Raw genomic sequence first — 23,612 nt, forward strand, 5'->3', positions numbered from 1 at the left:
CCCCCCAAATAGAGGGAGACGCGACCAGGCGATCGCATCTCCACATTAATTAAAGCCGATTGGGGAATTAGCCATCTAACTGTTGTTAGAAACAGAAGCTGGGCGGCGGCGTTTAACTAGCTTAGGTTTGTTGGAAACAGCATCGTCTTCATCGTCATAATCATCCCTTCCGATACTAGCCGGACGAGTTTGATCATAAGCAAGTTGCAAAGCTGCGGCTGCGATCGCATGGGGATCATATTCCTCGCTTAATTGAGAGACAATAGGCAAGAATGAAGCCATACGTTCCCCAGCCAAAGCATCCCGCACCCGGTCTTTGAGTCGGTCAATATAACGAGCCTCAATTTCCGCCCGTTTGGGGACTGACTGAATGCTTAAAGTTTGGCGCAGGTGACGTTCAATATTTCGCAACTTACGGCGATCGATAGACTGAATTAGAGTAATTGCCTTTCCTTCCCGACCGGCGCGACCTGTACGCCCAATGCGGTGAACATAACTCTCGACTTGATCAGGAAGATCATAGTTAATCACATGGGTAAGGTGATCCACATCCAGACCCCGGGCTGCGATATCAGTAGCCACAATCCAACGCACCTGACGGCGGCGCAGACGCATCAACAGTCGCTCCCGTTGAGACTGATTCAGATTACCATGATACTCATCAACACTATGACCTGCCGCCTGCAATTGATTAGTCAAATCAGCCGCAGATTGTTTGGTTCGCACAAAAATAATCGCCGATTCAGGATCTTCGAGTTCTAAAATCGGTTCCAGGGCGCGGGCTTTAGACCATCCACGAGGAACCATATAAACAGACTGTTCGATCCGTTTGGGGGTAGCCTTGGGAGTTTCCACCTTCACAGTCACAGGGGACTTGAGGTGTCGCCGCACCAACTTCGAGATGGAAGGGTCCATCGTTGCTGAGAAGAAAGCCGTCTGACGATGTTCAGAGTCGGCGGACTCTAAGATTTTTTCTACATCTTGGATAAAGCCCATACTCAGCATTTCGTCTGCTTCATCCAACACCAACCAACGCAGTAAATCTAGTTTCAGTTCACCTCGGTTGAGTAGGTCTAGGATACGCCCTGGGGTTCCCACTACAACCTGAACTCCCCGTCGCAGTCGCTGAATTTGTCGGTCAATGGACTGACCGCCATAAACTGTCAGCACATACAGGGCATTATCATCACTAAAATTGCGGATAGCTTCCTTGACCTGCATCGCCAGTTCCCGCGTGGGAGTCAAAACCAGGGCTTGAATACCAGCGGCATGAACGTCAATCTGTTCGAGAATGGGCAGCGAAAAGGCAGCAGTCTTACCAGTTCCTGTCTGTGCCATACCCACAACATCCCGACCGGATAGCATTTCGGGTATAGCTTGGACTTGAACCGGGGTGGGTTCTGTGAAACCCAGTGTTTCTAAATGGCGAGCGCGTTGTTCGGAAATACCTAAGCTTTCAAAGGATTGACTCATCAAATCTCCAATATGATTGTTTTTCGCCCGGTTCCTTTGGCTGCCCAACTCCAACACAGATATGTCTTGACTCTAATCACTAAAATGAGTTTTAGTCCGGCGTTAAGCCTTTTTATGGGCATCTAGGAACCATAGCATGTAGGTAAGGTCTCCTAATGTTCCCAAATTTACCCTGGTTAACAACCGAGAGGTTGTCCAGCAAATTTGATTTTTTGAGACCATCTGTTCTATAGCATAGCGCTTAACAAACAGAAACATAACCTTAAATTCCTTAAAATTTCTCTCCCGTGGCAATTCACCTGGATTGTGAATGGCTGTATCTGCTGCTGTATAGGGGTTTGGGCTGATTTGAACCAAAATATAATTTTTTCGGGGAAATTTCATAAAAGACTCTGGAGACTATAAACTAGGGACTGAGGACTGGGTGCTGGGGACTGGGTGCTGGGGACTGGGTGCTGGGGACTGGGTAACAGATTAGGAATTGGGGGATTTGCTGACTGGTTGTGATTCATTTTGTGCCTCTGGGTTAGCCCTAACGATCACTTCGATACTGTTGGCGTTGATTGGCTTGACCTTTGTGGTAATGTCAAACTTGGGTTTTGGTTGACCGTTGAGTTCCTTCGATTCAACCTTGGCGGGGATAACTGGCGATCGCCCCCTTTCTCTACTAGAAGACATAGTGCGATCGTCTATTGGCAACTTAGGTTTCATGCCTCTAGTTTGCTCCATACCCATATCATGAGGTGTACCCGCCTGGCGAGCCAGTCGCTTCAGAAACGCCTGCATTTTTTGGGCATCTAAATATTTACCCTGACCCCGAATACTAATAACGTAAGCAAAGCTATCCCCAATGTTGGCAGCCCGTACAAGTTTGACCACTTCCAGAGCAAATTTAACTCGCACCTCTTCCAGTTTATTGCTCACCGCTGTTTTTTCAGGATTCTGATTGATAATCGTCTTGATCGCCTCAACTACATTACTGATTAATGTCGGCGACAATTTCACCTCTTCCATCACTTCTGGATTCTCTATATTTTTATCATTGTTCAGTAAGTCTGACAATATATTTTTAAGTGCATTTTTAAGTTGATTGAAAATATTATCTTCTTCAATCATTACATTCATTTTTAACTTATTATTTTTCACCTTAGATTTAATTTTGACCTTTTTCTTCTTGTCTTTCTTCGCCTGAATTGTCGGAATTTTCGTGGGACTCATCTGAACCACCGGAATCACCTCTCGACTGTAGGTATCTGATGCAAAGAAACGGTGAATATCAGGCTTTTCTCCCGACTGTTGCACCACATGGGTCAGTTCATGGGCTAGGAGTTTTTTCCCCTCAGAACTATGGGGAGCATAAGTATCTTGACGGAAGAAAATATTTCTTCCTGTGGTAAACGCTTTAGCATTCAAAGAACGACTCAGGCGATCGCTTTCCGTATCCCGGTGAATGCGAACCCGCCCAAAATTAAACCCAAAAGCAGATTCCATCGGTTCCCGAACCCCAGTGGATAGAGGTTCTCCTTGGTTTTGCTGTTTTTCTAAAGCCGTTTCCATTCCCGGCGTTATTGTCTGATTTTCAACATTTCCTGATGCCTCTTTTTTCTGGACTTTACTTTTATTATTGGTTTCAGCGACACCAACAATCAGATATTCCCTGCCTTGTAGGGTCTTTTTATCTTTTTCCATTTCCAGGGATTTAAGTTGATATTTCTTCTTATATTTTTTCAGCGCCTTTTTAACTTTCTTTGATTTCGGGTTTCTCCGGATTTTCTTTTTTAATTTTTTATTCACTTTCTTCAGATTCTTTTCCCCAGACTTATCCTGGTTTTTTTCGTCATCTGAAGATAGTTTATCCTCCACAAAGTCCATGATCAAAGTTGTCGGATCGAGCATCTTCAAAACATCAGCGATCGACGAAAAAACACCGCCCACAACTTTATCAACCGGAGATCTTAATTTAGTAATAACTTTCTCAATCTTCTTGGGAATACTTCCTAAACCCAAAACACTAGCTAACAGCCCCAAAACCAAGGGCAGAATGTCCACCAATGCCGCTTCAACCGCCCGAGAAATAATTTGGCTCATAATTTTAGATATAATCGCATCCATCACCTCACCCAGTGCTTCTAAGACATTCCTGATCATCTGCATATTATTTATAAAAAATATCAGCAGATTAACAATGGCTTTAGCAATTTTAATCACTCCAGAAGCCGGGTTAGTCAAACTCAAAACCCATTGAATCCCCGCGATCACAATTTGAGGAATCACCACCTGAAACATGATGCTATTCATAAACAGCTCTTTCATCGTCGATAAACCGGATTTAATAAAGTCCCACAACACCATCACCCCTTTACTGGGGAACTCCACGATCGCCTTAAAAAAGCTCAACGCCAAAGGCGGAAAATTCTCCGGTACCGATGTCAAAAACTCTTTTAACCCCCCCGGACCTTCTTCAATCAGAGTCGTTAAAATATCGCTCGCCCAATCTGGTAATTCCACAGATGCCAGTTCCAAAATATAATCTTTATTCAAACCCAAAACTTGCAGGATAATATCCAGAATTCCCCGCAAATCAAACTTATCGGGAAACTTGATCGGCATATCCATTCCCAATAGCCAATCAAAGAAAGCATTTTTCAGGTGAGTTACAATATTTTTACCAAAGTTTTTAAATCCCTCACCCACCCCACTAAATAGAGCATCCATAATGCCACTGGGGTCGTCAACAAGCGCATCCAAAAAATCCCCCGCTCGATTTCCCACCCCCGGAATCATCTTAATGACTGGCTCCACAATTCGCAAAACCTGTCGCAGAATCCACGCCGCCAGCTTGACAATAACTGCTAGGGCTTTATAAATCAAACTTTTATTTTTGTCTTTTAACTCTTTAATACGTTTATCAATTTCCTGAACACTCGCTTCATATTTCTTAGTTAAATCATCAACCAGTTGATTTTGTCGATCACTAATACTGCTTTCCAAACTATCAAATTGTGCCTGCACATTATCGGCCGCTTCCGTGCCAACTGCTTTCAAACTGTCCGGCAAATTAGCCACATAATCATTGACGCGATCGCGTCCTTCTTGCACCGCATTTTTCGCATTCGTCAATTCTTCTTCAACAATATCCGCAATCCGATATATCCCCGCTTTCTGTTCCTCAATAAATACTTCCCGAGCCACTGCATAAATATTATTCACTTCGTCCGGGAGTCCCGTAACAATTTTATGGATCGCCCACAGCGGGCTATTAAAAAATCTTTTCAGATAAAAGCGAACTCTCACATAAGCCCAACCCGTTTTAATCTCTATCCAAGGTAACCACAGCGGGTTTCTCCTATAATAATAATCATGTTTCCACTGGGCAAATAATTCTTGTTGTTTCGCTTCAAATGCTGCCCTAGCTTTCTTATTGGTGGCTTCAAATTCAGCATTAACCCTAGCATCCATCCGTTCCAGAATGCCATTAACATTCACTTGAGTTGTGTCGTAAATTGCCTGAATTTCTTGGGTAACTCTCGCCCGTTCCTTTTCGTCCTTATGTTGGGATTCAGCTTGGGTATTAGCGACATTAATAAATTCCTGCGATCGGCTATCAAACATTTGTTCTTGAGAGTCAAGAACCGACCCCGCCTGCACATCAAGAGTTTCTTCCTGAATCCCCTCTTCTTTTTCTCTAAATTTTTTCCCCGTTTCCTCAACATTTTCTTCGGCTTTTTCCACCGCACCCGAAACATTTATTCCCGATTCCGATTCATACAATTCCACCCGATTTTTATCAAGAAGTACCTGCCCTTCTTGAGTCGGTTTTTCCGCCGTAAATCCTTCTTCTTTCCGTTGAATTATCCGTGGGGATTGCACCATCCCCGTATTCACCGGAACCCCCTCAGTTTCCCCTTCTATCTCCTCCTCTTCTGGCGATTCAGTTGCCCCCTCTGGCATCTTCATCACCACTTCCGCCATGCGATCGGCTTCCTGTTCGTATTGATCACCCGCTGCGCCAACAATTAACTTCTTCTGTAGCTTCTCGGGAATTAATTCACTTAACGCCTGCTGAGTTTCCTCCAAAGGCTTTTCAACATCTTCTTCTGACTGAGATTTCGGAACAGTCGCCTCCGCATCTATCGCTTCTGGAATCGGCGCTTCTCCGGTTTCTTCCATTGGATCTGGCGTGGGAATTGAAATCTTAGGTTCCTCCAGTTCCGGTGCTGGCTCCCGTGTCGCTGACTCTTCCAGTTCACCCCCTGAGTCGTCCTTACTGTGTTCAATCTCTTCTAGGATATCTTCCGTAGCTTCAGATGCACCTTTTCCCCCTTCCACATCTTTCTGGCTTTCCGGCTTATTTTGCTCTAAAATAGCCAGAAGATTACTGATAAATTCTTCTTTATTAAACGCTTGTACTTCTTTATGGGAAGCCTCTTCCGACTGCGAGGCTTCGGCTTCTCGCATTTGCTGCTCAGTATCTACCGAGGCATCTTGTGCCTCTCTCGCTTTATCCTGGGCTGGTTTGTGGCGACTCTGTTCCGCTGCTAGATGTTCCGTTTGTGTCACTGCCGCTTGAAATGCCGGATCAGCATTAGGCGATCGCGGCGCAGGTTTACCACTCAAATCTGGCGCTTTCACAACACCAGGATCCCGTAATCCTTCCTGAGTTCCCAACGTTTCTAAAAAGCCATCTTCCGGACTATTTTCTTTCTGTTGTTTTTCCGCTTCTCCCTCAGCTTTCTCTTCCGCTTCTCCCTCCGCTTGAGCAGCTTCAGCATCCCCTTGTGCTTTGATTTTTTTCGCCTCTTCTAAATCTTTATTTTGAGTCGCTTCTTCTTTATTTTCTTCTTGACCCGCTTTTTGCTGTTCTGATTCAGTCGTTTTATCCGACTCTTTTTCTAAATTTTCTCCTTGACTTTTCGCTGCTTCTTCATCCTCAGCGTCTAGCAGTTGTTTGGTTTTATCTGCTTGTTTGTCCGTGTTTTTCTGGGTCTTGTGAGCTTCCGAAAAATCTCCGCCCTCTTTTTTCTTACTGTCTATTTCCTTTGCCCATTTGTCACTGACACCTTTTTTGTCTTTTTCTAATTTCTCCTTTTCCTTTTTGCCTTTATCATCTTGCTCCTCATCTTGACTCTCATCTTTCTCCTCATTTTTACCTTCATCTTTACTTTCATCTTGATTCTCGTCTTTACCCTCATTTTTTTCTGGGGAATTTTCTTTTTTCTTCTGTTGAACTATCGTCTGATTATTCACATCTTCATCTGGTGAATAATTATTATTTTGAGATGAATTTTTAGGCTTTTTATTAATTTTTTTAAGAGGTTTTTTGCTCTGGTTTTGCTCTTGATTTTCTTCCGGTTTTTTGTCGGCATTTTCTGCCTCTACATCCTCACTTTTTTCTGCTTTCTCTTTCTCTTTCTCCGCTTCGTATTTTTTTTGTTCTTCTTCTCGTTCTTTCTTGATTTTTTGCTCCAGCTTGGATTTTAAACCCATCCCAAAAAAATCGGGTTTCCGCTGAAGTTTTGGTGTTTTTTCCCGAAGTTCTTGCCTCGATTTAGACTTCGCTTTCGGCTTAGTTTGTTGTATAGTATGAGTCAGTTCATGGGCTAATAATTTTTTCCCACTCTCCGAGTCCGGCTGATACTCCCCTGTATTGAAATAAATATCTTGACCGTGAGTAAATGCTTTAGCTTCCAGGTTTTGATTCATCTCGGCCGCTTCCCCATCAGTATGAATTCGCACTTCTGAGAAATCCTGACCAAACCGCGATTCCATAAACTCTTGCGTTTCCTCTGGTAGAGGATTGCCGCTTCCTTTTTTGGATTTTAGCTTATTTTCAATATCTTGACTCGCTGCAAATGCACCCGGCACACCGCGTTTGTTCTTCGGTTTGAATCGACGATTATTTTTAGTCTTTTTAGATTTTAGCGTAATATTAACATTTTGTTCATCCTCACTTTCTTCCGTAGAATGAAGAAGGCTATAGGGAACAGCCGCACGCCGACGGGGACGGTGGCTATTGATGCGTTGAATAGTCGGAGAAACTACCGATTTTGTCTCCTCTTCCTCCCGTTGAATCGGTGGGGATATAGCAGGTAAATTCATCGACATTACCAGATCAGCCATGTGATCTGCTTCTCGTTCGTATTTGTCTCCAGGAGCGCCAACTATCAGTTGAGGTTGAAAAGATAACCCCCCAGAATTGGCAGAAAAGGCTTTTAAATTAATACTAACATTCTCTTCATCCGAACGCTGAATTGGAGAACTACCTAAAGAGGATATTGTCGACGATAGCGGTTTTAAATTAATACTAACATTCTCTTCATCCGAACGCTGAACTCTGCCGATCGCCTTCCGTTGCATTCGGTTAATTTTTCGAGGGCGATCGCCTTTATATTTCCGTTGAACTCTCGCCCCTGTTTGCTGAATTGTATGGGTTAATTCATGGGCTAATAACCGCCTTCCTCCCACCGAATTCGGGTTATATTGTCCCGCGTTAAAATAGATATCATTTTCGTGAGTAAATGCTTTCGCCCTCAAATTATGACTTAGTTGAACCGCCTCGCTATCCGTGTGAAGACGAACCCCACTGAAATCATTTTCAAACCGAGACTCCATAAACTCGCGGGCCGGGTCTGGAAGTGGAATGCCGCGACCTTTGCGGCGTATAATCCGATTGGCGATCTGAGAAGAAGCCACAAAAGAACCGCCTCCTTTTGGCTGACGTTGTAGTTGCGTGTCCGGCGGTTTGGGTGGGTTTTCCTCCGGTGGGGGGGCGGACGGCGGCGCGAGTTCGTCCATTTCCGCTATCTCTTCTCCACCGATATCGGTTTCTGCTTCCCTGTCTTCCTCTTCTGGGGGAGTTATCAGCCGTTTGGGTTGCAGTTTGGCTGGCGTGTACTCCAGGATCGAAACCCGGTTAAATTGGTAGCCAGAAACCGGATAAGATTGGGGTTGAATTTCTGGTGGCGTTGGGGGAGAAAAAAACGGCGATCGCCCTTCGGTCAAGGTTTCGCTGGTGGCGGTTTCAGTTTCAGAGGTAAATGATGATCGCCCACGCGGTAAAGTCTTCTTGGTCTGGACTCGGTTGGTTGTGGGTGATAGTTGTGGCGCTTTGGTTCTAATTTTCGACATTTTTACCCCCTTAACCCTGATTAGTCAACCCTTTAGGGGTTTGCCACTTCAAGACACAATCGACGATATCATGGCTTTTAGCCCTAATCATTATAAGGTTTTCCAGATATAGGCTGCATAAATGTTAACTAAAATTCACAATTTTTACGGAAAATTAGCATTGATATATTACCCAAAGTTGATGGTCAATGGGTATTTTAACTACAAAAACAGATCGATTCTATCAGTTGAGTTAGCAAAATGCGGGCGTAACCAGAAGAAATCCCAGGGCTATTGTCTAACTCAAGGACCAGTTCACCAAAATCTTGAGTTAGGGTAGCTTCTAATTCTTTGATGGTGATATTATATCCAGCGGATGTGGCAATTTTGAGCAAGTCTTGAATGTGGTCAGCCGCCATGATTTTTTCCTGCCATTCTGGATGATTGGCGATCGCTTCTATAAATGCTCGCATATTTATAATTTTACTCCCCAAGATTTGGTATTTATCCAGCCAGGTTGAACCCCTAAATACGCCTTAAATTCTAAAGGTATTCCGGGGCGATAAGTTAGTTTTACATAAGCTAATCTCCGAAATAAGACACTTTCCCAATCCCTACCCAGAAGTTGAGATCGCCGCCGTAAAGTTTCCGGCCACTTTTCCGGGGAATCTCTCTCATGGGTCAAGCCACCAAAACTCAGGATTGCGTCTCGTTTTTCAGGTAGACAAAATCCTGTTTTCACTAAACCATCGAGAAATGTTTGCCAGGCTTTTCGGTTTTCTAAATAGCATTCCACCGCTATTTGATGACTGAGACTATTCCCATCTATTTCTAGCTGTAAATTAGTTTTATTTATTCCCAAAGATAGCATAGATAAAATGGCTCCGATACTATAGCGATCGCCTAACCATCCAAGTTTGTCAAGATACGGATATATTTGTGTAGGATAAATATCAGCTATATAAAATCTTATAGCCTGGGAATTTCGACTTAATAAAACCCCACTTTGAAATAATTTTGCCGTTGGAGGTAAAGCCTGGAAAGTCTGATGAATAATTTGTCTTTGTGCAGAAGTTAACCGACTGTCTAGCCACCAATTGAGATGATTTTCTAAATCCGCCACCTGTTCCGAACCCCAAAATACACTGGGAACCGGAATTGCTGTATCCGTAGTTAAATCCCCCGTTAAATCCCCCGTTAAATCCCCCGTTAAATCAAATTCTAACCATAAATCATTAACATTCCGATAAAAGGATGTATCAGGGTTAGACCATTCCTGGCAAAATCGGCTAATTTTTCGCCATACTGGATGGTCAATTAACCGAGAAGACAGCGAGGGAATTGTGTCATAACCCGCCAACAAATGATATAATTTCGGAAGCGTTTCCACGGCTTCGCTACCAGCGAGGATGTCGCGACCTCCGGTTTCTGGAACCACCCGCAAAAACAGATCAGCTTGGGGTTTAGGGTCTGCTAGGCGACATTCAAACCCCACCAAAGAGGCGATCGCACTAGGGAAATGTCGCCCCACCGCCGCCAAACGCCCAAAGGATGCCGGCGAAATTAAATCCGGGGAAATAGAAGAGGCGATCGCCTCCCAATAATCAGTCAGACTTGCCATTTCCAAAATGAGGCTTGGCTTTCCTAAGTTTGATAATCAGGCATTCGTGAAAATTGCCACTCCCAAACGCTGTTCGTATAATAACTAAAAAACCCGGCTTAGGTAGAAGCCGGGTCAATGTTCATCATCGATTAACTGGCCAGATATTCCCGTACCTGGGCTTTACGACGACGCAGGTGGTTCAAAGCCTGGTTTTCCAACTGGCGCACCCGTTCACGACTGATGTTCATGTGTACTCCCACTTTGGATAAGGACATTTCCTTACCGTCATTGAGACCGTAGCGCAAAGTCAACACTTCCCGCTGCTGGGGAGTCAGATCCGCCATCAGGTCTTTGAGATCCTGCCGCAACAGTTGTTGGGTAACATAGTTATCAGCAGAAGCCGATTCATCTTCCAGTAGATCTTGCAGTTCCGTATCCTGGTTATCACCAACTCGCAGGTCAAGGGAAACCGGATGACGGGAAGCTAACAAATAATCCCGAATCTGAGACGGTTCCAAATCTAATGCTTTCGCAATTTCCGTGGGAGTGGCATTGCGACCATACTGCTGAAACAATTCCCGCTGAACTCTTTTAATTTTGTTCAGTTTTTCTGTAATATGGATCGGCAGACGGATAGTCCGAGAGTTTTGGGCGATCGCACGGGTAATGGCTTGGCGAATCCACCAGTAAGCATAGGTTGAGAATTTATACCCGCGCATAGGATCGAATTTCTCAACACCCCTTTCCAGACCCAGAGTTCCCTCTTGGATTAAATCCAAGAATTCCATATTCCGTTTCTGGTACTTCTTGGCGATAGATACCACCAGTCGCAAATTCGCCTCGATCATTTTCTGCTTCGCACGACGACCGCGATTCATGATCTCAGTCATTTCCGACTCACTCAATCCCGCCTTCGCTGACCATTCCGCCGCCGTAGGATCGTGATCGAGTTCTTTGGTTAACTCATCGCGCATTTCCAACAGACTCATCATCTGCTGTACTTTTTTACCGTAGATGATTTCTTCTTCTCTGGTCAAAAGTGGAACTCGACCAATTTCGTGCAAATAAGTCCGCACTGCATCCATGGAAGCACCAGAGCGGGGGTTCCGCGATGTTAATTCAGTTTGTGTGGTTTTAGCAGTTGCCATAGTCAATTTTACCCTCCCTAAACAGCTAATAAACTGGCAGCGACCCCCTAGCAAGGAGTGAGATAGACAGTCAGGATAGTCAATATGTCCTCCGTTATATATATGATCGGTTCCTTGAAAGCCTTGCCTTCTGGTAGATATGTTTTCCTGATGTTCTGAAGCTAAATTCCTTTTACTTATCGCCACGAGGTTTTTAGTGTCTTATTTGGACGCCGGGACCCCAAGATACTGAGATCCATAGACTCACTTGCAAATTTAGTAACTGCGATCGCTCACAACCTTCCCCAATGTGACAGCCTTAGTCATCCTCTCTAAGGACAGTCGAGATGCTTATTTTAAACTTAGCTAGGTTTACATCTCTTCACATTATGTCATACTATTCAGTCTAGGTCAAGTCCCCAATGGTAAATCTGTGATTATACCAATTTATAAGGACTCTTTACTATAATGCCCTAAAATTCCTCATATTTGACACCCCAGCAGTTCCGAGATACCCGAACCATTTTTCCCGGTTTTCACCCATTTAACCAGTAGTCCACACCCCTCGATAATTTCAGCCCGACCGGGGGTGACCCCTACTAGGCTGTAGCAAACAGATCTAAAGGGAAATGGCCATAAGTACCGTTCACCCCATTTTCCTCCGAAGACTGACAGGAAACCAGTACCCCACGATACTTTTCTAAGTAGGGGCTAATATGGTAGGAGAGCTTCCCAACTCTGGTATGGGTTTGTGCTAAACAAAGACCAATTCTAGAGGATACGGTGTGGGGATGTAACTATGAAACTTAAAAGTCTGATTCCGGTGTCTATTTGGGTTATAGGTTCGCTGTTTTTGACTGTTCAGACGATCGCCATCTCCGGTCCCCCCCATAGCAATATACCCGGTTCCTGCGATGACATCAGTTGTGATCAATTGTTCCACGCTTTATCAGAAACTTGGCCGGAGTTTAATCTAACTTGTGAAGGCGATCGCATTTTATCTTTACAGGTGTACGAACATCGTAATGGGGGGCGGCGGGTGGTGCTGGCTTGTTGGAATCGGGAAGTTGACGACAACGGCGCACGAGAAGGAAGTTCCCTAATTACCCTGCCTTTTCCCGGAGAAGAAAATCGCTTTCTTAGCAGTTGGCCGGACTCTCAACCATATGCCCAAGAATTGTTAAATACCTATCCCGAAGAAATGAAAAATGTCCGGTTTCATTGTGCGATCGAAAGTGGGGATATCAATATTTTGGTTTCGGAAGAACGACAGGAAGCCGACCTGCAATGTTACTTCCAGGCTGGTGTAATTTTAGTAGACATAGATGGGGATTATGTGTCGGACGGGGAGAACAGCAGGGGGACGGGAGTCGATCGCATTTTAGGAACTTTTCCACTGCCTTAATTATCTAGAATTTGCCGACCTATTTGGAGAGTTTAGTCAAAGGTTAAATGCTGAATTTGCTGTTCAGGAACCCCTAAACCCCGCAGCAGAATATAGGTGATAATTTGATGTCCGGCGTGGTTAGGGTGGATACCGTCACGGGTGAGAATATTTTGCGATCGCCCTCCATAGCGCTGATAAGTCATGATAATATGGCGGAAGGGGGTATGTAGGTCAAGAAACTGTACTTGATGTTGAGCAGCCACATCTCGCATAGCATTAATATATTCAACCATACGGATATTTTCGCGGCTGTTTAAGTCTTCATAAATAATCGTAGGTGACAGGAGCAAAACTCGAATATTTCTGGCTCTAGCCGCCTTGACCATAGCGCTTAATTTTTGGCGATAGACTTCTAAAGGAGAGGGTTCTGTTTCGGATTCCGAAGATTTATGAAAACTTTGCATCACATCGTTAACTCCCACATTAATCACCACTAAATTGGGTCGGTGTAAGAGTACATCTTGATTAAATCTAGCTTCTACATCAGTTGATTTATTTCCCGAAACTCCCGAAGGAATAATCTCAATAGACTCTCCCGGATACAGAGTGTTAATGTAGCGTCTGAACAACCAGACATAACCCCCATACTGTCCCCCCGCTTGGGTAATGCTATCTCCGACCACCACAATTTTATTAGTGCCGCTGAAGGGACTTTGCTGTTGTTCATAATCAGGTTTTATCGGCTCAGGAATAGCCACAGAAGTCTCTAAACCTATAATCGTAACTACCATGAAAAATGGTAATGCAGAATACCGTTTGAGCCAGTTTAAAGGTGAGAGAGTGCAAATAGACAGCCTAGGCATTATTTTAATCACAGCACAAAAAACTATCCCCTATTCTATAATAAGGGTGTGATATTTGCATGGGGTGGTAAACCCATGGGATTGCTATCGTCAATTTTTAACAATTCACAACTGGGAGACTCAACCATAACAGTACAGTTCCGACCGTGATTTTTAGCTTGATAGAGAGCCTCGTCAGCCTGAGCGATTCAACTATCTACGCATAACTCAGAATGAGCAATTTGGCAAGCGACACCCAGACTGACGGTAACATAATTACTACTTTTAGAACTGGGGTGAGGAATACGGAGATTTTCCACTTGCTTACGGATACGTTCAGCCACTTTCATCGCACCGTTGATGGGTGTATTCGGCAGAATAATAGCACAAATTCTTCGCCACCATAACGAGCCACCAAATCTACTGAACGGTTGAATAGCGCCAGAAATTGCTCTGGCTATTTTGTGTAAACAATCATCTCCGGCTTGATGTCCGAAGGTATCATTATAGGGTTGAAAATAATCTACATCACAGAGAATTAAAGCTATCGGTTCTTGTTCCCTAGCGCAACGATGCCAATTATAGGCTAAATATTCATTAAAACGGCGACGGTTAGCTACTTGAGTTAAGTCGTCATCAAGGGCGAGGCGTTGTAATTCTTGGTTGGTTTTTTTGAGGGCAATTCTTGACCTTTCTAGGGCTTCTTCGGATTTTTTGCGCTCGGTGACATCAGTTTGAATACCAATAAAATTAGTTAATTCTCCCGGTTCATTCCTGACTGGAGAAATAAACAATTCATTCCAGAAAATTGTACCATCTCGGCGATAGTTTTTGAGAATGACGCGACATTCTTCGGCTTCCGCGATCGCCCGTCGAATATCATCTAGGGCGGGTTGATCTCGTTGGTTTACCTGAAGAAATCTACAGTTAGAACCGATGACTTCATTAGCTGCATAACCCGTGAGTCTTTCCCAGCCAGCATTCACATAAATAATAGGATTATCTGGTTGATTAGGGTCAGTAATCACCACGCCATTTTGGGTAGCGGCGATCGCTTTTTCTAAGAGTTTTCGCCGTGCTTCTGCTACCTGGCGATCGTGTAAATATATCTGACTGAGGCGGATCTGTTCTTGGAGGGATTGATTTTGCAGTTCCAGTTGTTTTTGCAGTTGATAAAGTCGCAGTTGTGTATTAACTCGGATCAGGACTTCTGAGTTATGAAAAGGCTTGGTAATATAATCTACACCGCCCACTTGAAAACCCGCCATAATCGAGTCAATATCATTAAGGGCGCTCAAAAAAATAATCGGGACTTTGCTAGTATTTTCACTATTTTTTAAATGGCGACATAACTCATAGCCACTCATCCCAGGTATGCGGACATCAAGCAATATTAAATCTGGCAATTTAGCCTGAACAGAAGTCAGAGCCATCTCGGCATTAAGAGACTGTCTAACATGATCACCAACCTGTCGAAGCAAAGAAGACAAAAGATGCAGATTTTCCGGCTGATCATCAACCACCAAAATATCTGCTTTCAAGGTTTGCTCTGGAATACTACCCATCATATTTAGAGAGTGAAGTCAGCTAGTTCATCCATAATGGAGAATACCTGCGCTACGGCTAATTTGATGCCTCCAACCCTAATTTTATCCATAGTTCGTTCTTAATACGGCCCAAAATAGAGGCTTGATCCAATGATAACAGAATCCGCCTCACTACTGCTTTAGGCTTATCGTCTCCCCAGGAAGCACCGTTAGCGAGATAGGTAGTTGTGACCTGACCAATACCATAAGTAGAGGCCCCCGCCACCGCCGCCTGAGTCACAGCAACAGACAAATAGGGAGCGAGGGTTGCGCCCCCGGTAGCAGGCGCTGTAACTCCCAGCAAACCTTTAAGGGAACTCAGGCCCAAATTAGTAATCAACTCACTGGCTCCAATACCGCCCATGCTGAGGGCAATTTTCTGGAGTAAATCTAAAGCTCCCCGTTGGGTCATAGGGATGCCGTAGAGCTTGGATAAGGTTAAAATCAGGGTGATATCAATAGCCACCCCACTAAGCAAATCAATAGCGGTGAGGGGATTAATAGCGATCGCCACTGCCTTAGTAATGGTAGCATTCCAGATCACACTACGGGCTTGATCGGCGCGAATTTCGAGTTTGCGCTGCACCACCTGCTCATTAACATCTTCCGCATAGAGCATAGTATTAAGGGCGATTAAAGATTTACCCTCCCGGTGTAAGATATCGAGAATCTTTAATTTGAGGTCATTAATTTGAGGCTCCCCTCGGTTCAATTGAGTTTGAAAACTACCATCAGGGCGGCGCACCGCCGAAGCCACCAAGGGAGAAGCGGCTACCATGACAATTTCATCAGGAGAGAGTAATTCCCGCACTCTCTCATCCCTAATTTTTTCATAAATAGCTTGGCGATCGCCAGGGGGATATTGATCAATCTTATTAAATACCAAAAGCATTGGTTTTCCGGCATCTCGGAGCCAGGAGAGGGCTTGATATTCCACCTGGGTGATATCGCCGGCAATCACAAATAATAATAAGTCAGCTTTTTCCGCCACCTGACGCGCCATTTGTTCGCGGGTCTGACCGTCAACCTCATCAATACCGGGTGTATCAATAAGTTCCACCTGAGAGATACGATAAGACATTGCGCCGGTAGGGTTTTCTCCTTCCACCTGCCAGGGTTTAGCCTCTGTAGTGCGAGTAATACCATGGGTGGGACCCGTAGCAAATACTGTTTGACCCAATAAGGCATTCAAAATCGAAGATTTACCACGCCCCACCATACCAAAAACAGCAATTTGTATAGAGGTATGCTCTAGTTTATCAAGCATCTGTTGTAAACCACTGAGATCAGATTCGAGTCCCTGACGTTCTGAGGAGGTCAAGTCGAGATTTTTCACCAAGTCCCGCAGGACATCTTGAGCATGACGCAGGTTTAACTCAGCCTCAATATCAGCAAAAGTCGAAATAGTATTGTCTAGTTCTTGATCTATGCTCATCGGAAACAATGGGTAGAGAAACCCAGGGTTGACAACAGTTGAGGGATAAAGTAAACGGGTTCTGCTAACTCCGCAAAACCCGTCTCTCTATTATTGTGGCTTATCTTTACTAATAATCCCGCTTAAAACCTCCGCGCTGTTTATTGTTTTCTCTCGGTCTGGCTTTATTGACTTTTAGAGAACGACCCATCCATTCCGCCCCGTCGAGGGCCTCTATGGCTTTAGTTTCCTCATCTTCGTTAACCATTTCCACAAAGCCAAAGCCCCTTGATCGCCCAGTTTCTCGGTCTGTAGGGATCATTGACCGTTTAACTGTTCCGTATTGAGCAAAAACTTCGCTTAAATCATCTGGGGTAACGTCATAGGACAAGTTACCGACGTATATCGACATGGAATGACTCCAACATTAACACGCTTGACATAACTCAGTTTCGGAGCAATACCTGCCGACACAGAATAGGCAGAATCTGTAAGTAGATCTGTAACCGTTTGGGAAGTACAGAACCGAAGCTGACTCACGCCGACAATTCTATCACAAAATTTCTGATCGACAACAATGATTTTGATCACTATGCGATCGCCTTTTCTTCCCCCTGTTCTTTGGTTTCCCTAGCGAATAAAGGACAGGTCAACTTTGCCAAAATTGGTAGTCAAAGCCACATTCAAGTTTTCCAGAACCTTCACCAGCCACTGTAGCCCTTGGGTAGAGGATGATTCATAATGGTTGAATAGCACTGCGAACCGTTTTTCTAGGGAAGGCTTCACCTGACGACACAGCAGCACAATTTTCAGTAACAAGCTGACCATAAGGGTCGGACCAATATTGGCAATCAGATCGATAAATACAAAATGCTGAGGTTTTTGGGGGCTTTCCACCACCAGGTAGTTTAACAGTTGAGAGCAGGTTCTTAACATTAAGAACTCACTAAAAGGTTGATCATCACTTTGGGGGATAGTATTTTGTAACTGCTTATACAGTTTTTCGTAAAATTGTCTGTTCAGGTAACTTGACTTAAAAGAGTTATCACGGAGGTATTCATATAAATCGGATTTAAACTCCCTAAAGGTTTGGTTATAATTGCTATGGGAGATCAAACTATGGGCTAGGTCTCGATAGGTATTTGACCCTTGAACTTTACCGACAAATTGTTGCAGAGCCAAAAATAGCTCCTTGTCGCTCAGGAGTGTCGGGTTAGTCGCAGCCATGGTGGCGGTAGTGGTCTGTTCTTGTCCTTTAGCAGAGCGCGCGTTTTGTCTGATTTGATACAAGGCATATTTAGACAATTCCAGTTCAAATTTTTTCTGTTTCTGTAGCTTAATTGTCTGAATCATTTGTTGATGTTCGTAGGGACTATCATCGCTAATTAGACAATATCGGTATAAGTATGGATAACGGGGAATTAGGGTTCTCAGGGGTTGAGTCTCAATTAAATTGGGGCTAGACTGTAATGGCTCGCACAAAACCTCAGCAAACCGTTTCATAGTTTGATACTGGGGGCTGGTTCGGAAGTTGTTAACTAAATAAGATAGTTGCTGAATGTATCGGGACTTGATAGCAGAAGGCGCAGCAGAAACGGACTTTTGGCTATCAAAGAGATGAACTAAGCGATAAATAGCTGCTCGGCGTTCTGGGTTGGTGTGCCATCTGTTGCTCAGAATGTAGCAACATCGGTTGATGATAAAATTAAAGTCACCCTCAATGTGTTTCGCCCGTAACAACTTCCGCATCACTTGCGCTATGTGATGATCGGGGTAGCCTGTTCCTTGAATAAAAAGCAACCGAAAGCGCTCAACCAGGATATCTGTACTTTCGGTTTCCACCTGCTCTAGCCAGTGATTATATAGTTGCTGTTCTTCGGGGGATATCGGTCGATTATGACGATCGCCTGCTATATTATTCATTGAACTCAGGGTTATATAGTTGCTATGGCAAACTTAGACTGCACGACCAAGTTGATAATTGGGGATAATAGGAATCCACAGATTATCATGACTTTCGGGCTAAATGCAACCATGGTAATCTTGACTATAACCTCTGGGTGATTGCCAAAATTATCTTTGGTTACTTATTCCTATTGATGCGAGTAGATGCGATAAATTATGTCTGAGCTGTTTACCCTGACCCAACTGTTGCAGATTTTAACAGTAAATGGGGAAGTATCCTGTGATGTGTCTAATAACTTTCCTGTGATTGGTATCACAACTGATACTCGTACCCTCCAACGGGGAGAGGTATTTGTGGCATTGCAGGGCGATCGCTTTGATGGACATGATTTTGTCGTGGCGGCGATCGCTAAAGGGGCCCTTTGTGCGGTGGTTAATCGGGAATTTGCTGTCTCTCACCCGGAATTTCCCTTAATTCCAGTGGCTGATACTTTACGCGCTTATCAGACCCTCGCACGCAGTTGGCGCGATCGCTTTTCTATTCCTATAATTGGCGTGACGGGTTCCGTGGGAAAAACTACTACTAAAGAACTCATTTCCGCTGTACTTTCTCATCATGGTAAGGTTCACAAAACCTTCGGGAATTACAACAACGAAATAGGAGTCCCGAAAACTCTCCTAGAATTGCGCTCGGATCATGATTTTGCTGTCATTGAAATGGCTATGCGCGGACCGGGAGAAATTGCTGACTTGACTCGCATAGCCCGTCCTACGGTGGGGGTAATTGTCAATGTGGGAACTGCTCATATCGGCCGTTTGGGTTCGGAAGATGCGATCGCTCGTGCTAAGTGTGAATTGCTGGCGGAAATGCCCGATACATCAATCGCTGTGCTTAATCATGATAACCGCCGCCTCATGTCAACCGCGACTCAAGTTTGGTCGGGAACAACTATTACCTATGGTTTGGAAGGGGGGATTTTACAGGGGGAATTATTAGGACATGAAACTATCCGCGTGGCAGGTATAGAGTTGCCTTTACCTTTACCGGGTTCCCATAATGCCTCTAATTTTTTGGCGGCTTTGGCTGTGCTTAGGGCGATCGCTGGTTGGGAAACTTCCGCCGAAGAACTTTATGCACCCCTCAGCACCGGCTTATCCCTACAAATGCCACAGGGACGGGCTAAACGTTACCACCTGGCTCAGGATATTCTGTTGTTAGATGAAACTTATAATGCGGGTTTAGAATCAACTTTGGCGGCGTTAAAATTGTTGGCGGAAACTCCCGGTAATCGTCATATCGCAGTGTTGGGTACTATGAAGGAGTTGGGTGAGCGATCGCTTGAATTTCATCAGCAAGTTGGGGCGGAAACTCAAAGGCTCAATTTAGATGGTTTATTTATTTTGGCTGATTTGGCTGAGGCTCAAGCTATGGCTGAGGGCGCTATGGTAATCGATTTTATTGATATTCAAGACCTCGGTTCTCCCCAAGCTCATCAACTGATGATTGACAAGGTTCTCGCATTCCTTAAACCGGGCGATCGCGTTCTGTTTAAAGCCTCTAATTCTGTCGGAATGAACCGCGTTGTAGAAGGGGTGCGATCGCAATTAATCATCAACCATTGAAGATTACCCTATACAGCCCTCCCAGTCCCCTTTTCGCCCTTTCGGTTCCCCTGCTATGCACAAAATGTCGCTTTTGTCAAGAGGGGTCAAAAAAGGCGATCGCCTCTCTCCGAAAAACTCGTGCATCGTGATTTTTTATTTGTGCTGGGAGAATAACTTTTCGCGCGACCGAATAGGGGTTGTAGCCGATATTTTGGCGAGTAGACATAGTAACCCCTTGGGTGCGATTTATTTGATGGTAGCACAACCCCCATAATCTCGTCAACTTTTTGACACCTATTCGCGATAAAATCGTAACAATTCTTAATAATCTTTGGAAGATTAAATTTATCTGGCGGGATGAATTAGCATAAGTTATGTAATTAGCAGACCAGCGGAGACAGAGATGAGTCAAAATAACTACGGAGGCGCGATCGCTATGATGGGATTGATGGTTCCCACCTGTCTGGAGAACTGCTACCATAATAACTGTGGTAATTTTCGACATTTCCCAACCCGCGATGAACCCTAAAGTCATTGATGTAAGCGACCTCACGCCTCAACAAATTACAGCGATCGAAGAAATTGTGGCGGCGTTCAGATTGGTAGCCCGACAAAAGGACGCATTCTCCTCCCATTTAATTCACCCCCAAGATATCCCCAGAGGAGAATTGCCAGAAATAGAACGAGAATTTGATTGGTTGGTAGCCGATATTGGCGCAAAAGACGCGATCGCCAGAAGTGATATCTATGGTATCAACTGAGCAAACCATATACATTTAATGCAGATGATTTTAATTGGCAGACTGAAATCAAAGTCATCATACCCAGTGCTTAAATATGATAAATTCCGGCGGCTTTTAACTGTTTCGCCCGACTGGATAGTTCAGCCTGAGAAGTTTTCTAAAACACTCTGGGGGGGAAAGCTCAACCCGAAGGTACGCGCTAGAGTGAAGGGGTGAACAGGGCGATCGCAATTAATCATCAACCATTGAAGATTACCCTAGACAGCCCTCCCAGTCCCCTTTTCGCCCTTTCGGTTCCCCTGCTATGCACAAAATGTCGCTTTTGTCAAGAGGAATCAAAAAAGGCGATCGCCTCTCTCCGAAAAACTCGTGCATCGTGATTTTTTATTTGTGCTGGGAGAATAACTTTTCGCGCGACGGAATAGGGGTTTTAGCCGATATTTTGGCGAGTAGACATAGTAACCCCTTGGGTGCGATTTATTTGATGGTAGCACAACCCCCATAATCTCGTCAACTTTTTGACACCTATTCGCGATAAAATCGTAACAATTCTTAATAATCTTGAGAAGATTAAATTTATCTGGCGGTATGAATTAGCAAAAGTTATGGAATAGCCGACCAGACATCTTTGGGGGGATAATTCTAGGGTCTGGGGAAAGGTTTAACATTGGAAGGTAATAGTTGACCCCCTTTGAGGGACCCAATCATGTATGCAGTCATTTCTCCCGAAGAGATTAAACTACCAGCAGGCAGTGTCGTCAAGCTACCGGGAACCTGGCAGGATTATCAGACATTATGTTTGAGCCGGGGTGACGGTTCTATTCCCCGAATTAAGTATCGTTCTGGAGAAGTGTTGCTGATGTCTCCCCTACCCAAACACGGACGAGATGCCAGTCTGATTGCAGACATCATCAAAGTCTTGCTCGATTGGACAGGGCGGGAGTATGATTCGTTTACTCCAGTGACCATGGAACTGCCAGAACAAAGCGGCATCGAACCGGACTATTGCTTTTATATTAACCATTGGCGTGCAGTTTCGGGTAAGGAACGGATTGATTGGTGCAACGACCCGCCGCCGGATTTAGTCTTGGAAATCGATGTCACCAGCTATTCAGATGTTCTGGATTATCTCCCCTATGGAGTCCCGGAGCTGTGGTTATTTCGTCAACAACAACTGTGGATTTACCAACTGCAAGGGGATGAGTATCAGGTGAAATCCCAAAGCCAATACTTTCCAGAGGTGAACGTTGGTGATGTCGTGGCTGGATGTTTAGAAATTGCCTATCAGCGTAATACCAGCGCGGCTATTCGTGACTTAAAGCACCAGTTAGGAGTATTTTAGGGGTATGCTTAATCTGGCTAACAAAGTATCAGGCGATTGGGTTGTTTATAGGTAACTGCATCCCTAAAAATTTTGGTGAATAAGGTAGCACAATCGACCCATTCCTGTATTTTGGTGGAGTTCTAAGTTCAGCTTTTTTAAGCTTTCCATAAAAGGCAATAAATTATAGGTTGTACCCCCCTTGAAGGGTTCATTTTCCCGTAGATTCCATTCAGTCCACCAAGGGGGTGATTGCAGACTTTTAGGTGATAAATCGACGGTAAACCAGTAAACTCCACTGGTCATAACCCTGGTATTAAAGTTGATATCGAAATTCAATTTATTGCTGTCGATATTCCAGTTATGGAATTGGAGGGGATTGGAATTAAACGGAACAAAACTCCTATCCTCGGAGTTATAGATGCTTGGGGAAACTTCTACTTGGATATCATTAATCGGCAGTAAATAAGGTAAACCTTGATAAGGAATTTGATAGGGAATCTTCTTGTCCTGGATGTCGGGATTCGTCAACATCAAAATTTCTGTGGTTTGGCGATCGCTTACTGAAACCATGACGTTGCCATCATTGATGGTATGCAATCGTCGAATACCATCGACATTAAAGTTGCCCGGATTGGGGTCGATATTTAATCTCAATGGTTCGGATAAAAAGCGAGGATAAAAAATCACAAACTTATCATCTGTAAAGTTTAAACCTTCACTCTGACTGGCGGTTTTTATGCGATCGAAAAAACGGGCTACATTTTCATAGGTTGACAACACCAAAACATAAAAAGGCTGGAAACCTTCCGGTTGATTTTGTGTCGTCCGGTACTCAAACCGTTCATGGTTCAGTCCAATATCATAGACGATTCCATCAAATTCACTCTTAACCGCTAAAATGCCGACAGCGAGTCCTTTGTCCAAGTAGTTGACTCTCAAGCTATTGAGAACTCTAGAAATTTCCCCATGTTGCTGATACAGATCGACTATGATAATGGAAATTTGCTCTCTAGGGTTGCCTTCCACAGGTGCGATCGCCACATCCAGATCAGCATCTAACAATTGTTCAAGGGTACGATCATAAAACCACGGTTTTTGTGCACTTAAGGAAGAGCTTTCATCCGTGAATCGGCTTCTTGCCATGCCAAAACGGTAGTATTGAGGTGGTTGAGAATTAGGAAAAGCCGTGGTGACAACCGTATCAATTAGCCTGAGAGTGCGAATGTAGCGACTGGTGGGAATCGTCACAAATCCTTGCATAGAGGGAGTACCATCAATTTGGATAATGGGGGTAATCGAACTGCTTACCTCCTGGGTTTCCACCCATATCCCCGGCAAGTCGCAATCTTTGGTGATCTGGTTTGGCGCACAAGCAGCCAGAGACAGACAGAAAATCATCATTGCCACTTGACATCCCTTTTTCAGCATGGTAAGAACTCCCGCTTTTTCTAGGCCCTGTTTTGTGTTACGAAATATAAAATGTATCAAAATATACA

General features: G+C 44.3%; 18 protein-coding genes. 5 read left to right on the forward strand and 13 right to left on the reverse strand.

Going from position 1 to position 23,612, the window contains the following annotated elements:
* Window positions 1-75 precede the first annotated feature (75 nt).
* From ACTIE0_RS01750 to ACTIE0_RS01775, 6 genes are all read right to left on the reverse strand, one after another.
* Window positions 76-1,473, reverse strand: coding sequence for a DEAD/DEAH box helicase (locus tag ACTIE0_RS01750; protein WP_006670629.1), 1,398 nt, complete (start codon window positions 1,471-1,473; stop codon window positions 76-78).
* Window positions 1,474-1,947: 474 nt separating this feature from the next.
* A complete protein-coding gene (locus ACTIE0_RS01755; RefSeq protein WP_439516823.1) occupies window positions 1,948-8,601 on the reverse strand; it encodes an eCIS core domain-containing protein in 6,654 nt (2,217 codons plus the stop codon).
* 197 nt (window positions 8,602-8,798) lie between these two features.
* A complete protein-coding gene (locus ACTIE0_RS01760) occupies window positions 8,799-9,053 on the reverse strand; it encodes a Nif11-like leader peptide family RiPP precursor (protein WP_006625393.1) in 255 nt (84 codons plus the stop codon).
* Window positions 9,054-9,055: 2 nt separating this feature from the next.
* Complete coding sequence (locus ACTIE0_RS01765) at window positions 9,056-10,201, reverse strand: hypothetical protein (protein ID WP_006670626.1); 1,146 nt, start codon at window positions 10,199-10,201, stop codon at window positions 9,056-9,058.
* A 131-nt stretch (window positions 10,202-10,332) separates the two neighbouring features.
* Window positions 10,333-11,331, reverse strand: coding sequence for an RNA polymerase sigma factor, RpoD/SigA family (locus ACTIE0_RS01770; protein WP_006670625.1), 999 nt, complete (start codon window positions 11,329-11,331; stop codon window positions 10,333-10,335).
* Between the two features lie 578 nt (window positions 11,332-11,909).
* On the reverse strand, window positions 11,910-12,080 hold the full coding sequence (locus tag ACTIE0_RS01775) for a DUF1824 family protein (RefSeq protein WP_318286283.1): 171 nt from the start codon (window positions 12,078-12,080) through the stop codon (window positions 11,910-11,912).
* A gap of 29 nt (window positions 12,081-12,109) precedes the next feature.
* Here ACTIE0_RS01775 and ACTIE0_RS01780 point away from each other — a divergent pair, with 29 nt between their 5' ends.
* Window positions 12,110-12,715 (forward strand): hypothetical protein, encoded by a 606-nt coding sequence (locus ACTIE0_RS01780; RefSeq protein ID WP_006625390.1) that lies wholly within the window; start codon window positions 12,110-12,112, stop codon window positions 12,713-12,715.
* Between the two features lie 32 nt (window positions 12,716-12,747).
* Here ACTIE0_RS01780 and ACTIE0_RS01785 read toward each other — a convergent pair whose 3' ends face one another.
* From ACTIE0_RS01785 to ACTIE0_RS01805, 5 genes are all read right to left on the reverse strand, one after another.
* Window positions 12,748-13,560, reverse strand: a complete 813-nt coding sequence (locus ACTIE0_RS01785) for an SGNH/GDSL hydrolase family protein (RefSeq protein WP_231296377.1) — start codon at window positions 13,558-13,560, stop codon at window positions 12,748-12,750.
* Between the two features lie 188 nt (window positions 13,561-13,748).
* Complete coding sequence (locus ACTIE0_RS01790; protein WP_006625388.1) at window positions 13,749-15,107, reverse strand: diguanylate cyclase; 1,359 nt, start codon at window positions 15,105-15,107, stop codon at window positions 13,749-13,751.
* A gap of 55 nt (window positions 15,108-15,162) precedes the next feature.
* A complete protein-coding gene (locus ACTIE0_RS01795) occupies window positions 15,163-16,560 on the reverse strand; it encodes a GTP-binding protein (protein ID WP_035759544.1) in 1,398 nt (465 codons plus the stop codon).
* Between the two features lie 109 nt (window positions 16,561-16,669).
* A complete protein-coding gene (gene rbp, locus ACTIE0_RS01800) occupies window positions 16,670-16,951 on the reverse strand; it encodes an RNA-binding regulator (RefSeq protein WP_006670338.1) in 282 nt (93 codons plus the stop codon).
* Window positions 16,952-17,169: 218 nt separating this feature from the next.
* Window positions 17,170-18,462, reverse strand: a complete 1,293-nt coding sequence (locus ACTIE0_RS01805) for a hypothetical protein (protein WP_006625384.1) — start codon at window positions 18,460-18,462, stop codon at window positions 17,170-17,172.
* A gap of 198 nt (window positions 18,463-18,660) precedes the next feature.
* Between ACTIE0_RS01805 and ACTIE0_RS01810 the strand changes: the two genes are divergently transcribed.
* Complete coding sequence (locus tag ACTIE0_RS01810) at window positions 18,661-20,067, forward strand: UDP-N-acetylmuramoyl-tripeptide--D-alanyl-D-alanine ligase (RefSeq protein ID WP_006625383.1); 1,407 nt, start codon at window positions 18,661-18,663, stop codon at window positions 20,065-20,067.
* Between the two features lie 76 nt (window positions 20,068-20,143).
* Here ACTIE0_RS01810 and ACTIE0_RS01815 read toward each other — a convergent pair whose 3' ends face one another.
* Entirely contained in the window at window positions 20,144-20,554 is a 411-nt protein-coding gene (locus ACTIE0_RS01815; protein WP_439516824.1) for a hypothetical protein, read from the reverse strand.
* Between ACTIE0_RS01815 and ACTIE0_RS01820 the strand changes: the two genes are divergently transcribed.
* From ACTIE0_RS01820 to ACTIE0_RS01830, 3 genes are all read left to right on the forward strand, one after another.
* Window positions 20,538-20,810 (forward strand): hypothetical protein, encoded by a 273-nt coding sequence (locus ACTIE0_RS01820; RefSeq protein WP_231296376.1) that lies wholly within the window; start codon window positions 20,538-20,540, stop codon window positions 20,808-20,810. The genes ACTIE0_RS01815 and ACTIE0_RS01820 overlap by 17 nt on opposite strands.
* 194 nt (window positions 20,811-21,004) lie before the next feature.
* Window positions 21,005-21,172, forward strand: coding sequence for a hypothetical protein (locus tag ACTIE0_RS01825; protein WP_192808281.1), 168 nt, complete (start codon window positions 21,005-21,007; stop codon window positions 21,170-21,172).
* A 326-nt stretch (window positions 21,173-21,498) separates the two neighbouring features.
* On the forward strand, window positions 21,499-22,134 hold the full coding sequence (locus ACTIE0_RS01830; protein WP_006670337.1) for a Uma2 family endonuclease: 636 nt from the start codon (window positions 21,499-21,501) through the stop codon (window positions 22,132-22,134).
* Window positions 22,135-22,197: 63 nt separating this feature from the next.
* On the opposite strand, the gene ACTIE0_RS01835 is transcribed toward ACTIE0_RS01830, so the two are convergent.
* On the reverse strand, window positions 22,198-23,544 hold the full coding sequence (locus tag ACTIE0_RS01835; RefSeq protein ID WP_006670336.1) for a hypothetical protein: 1,347 nt from the start codon (window positions 23,542-23,544) through the stop codon (window positions 22,198-22,200).
* Window positions 23,545-23,612 lie beyond the last annotated feature (68 nt).

This window comes from Limnospira sp. (assembly GCF_051859755.1).
GTDB lineage: Bacteria > Cyanobacteriota > Cyanobacteriia > Cyanobacteriales > Microcoleaceae > Limnospira > Limnospira fusiformis.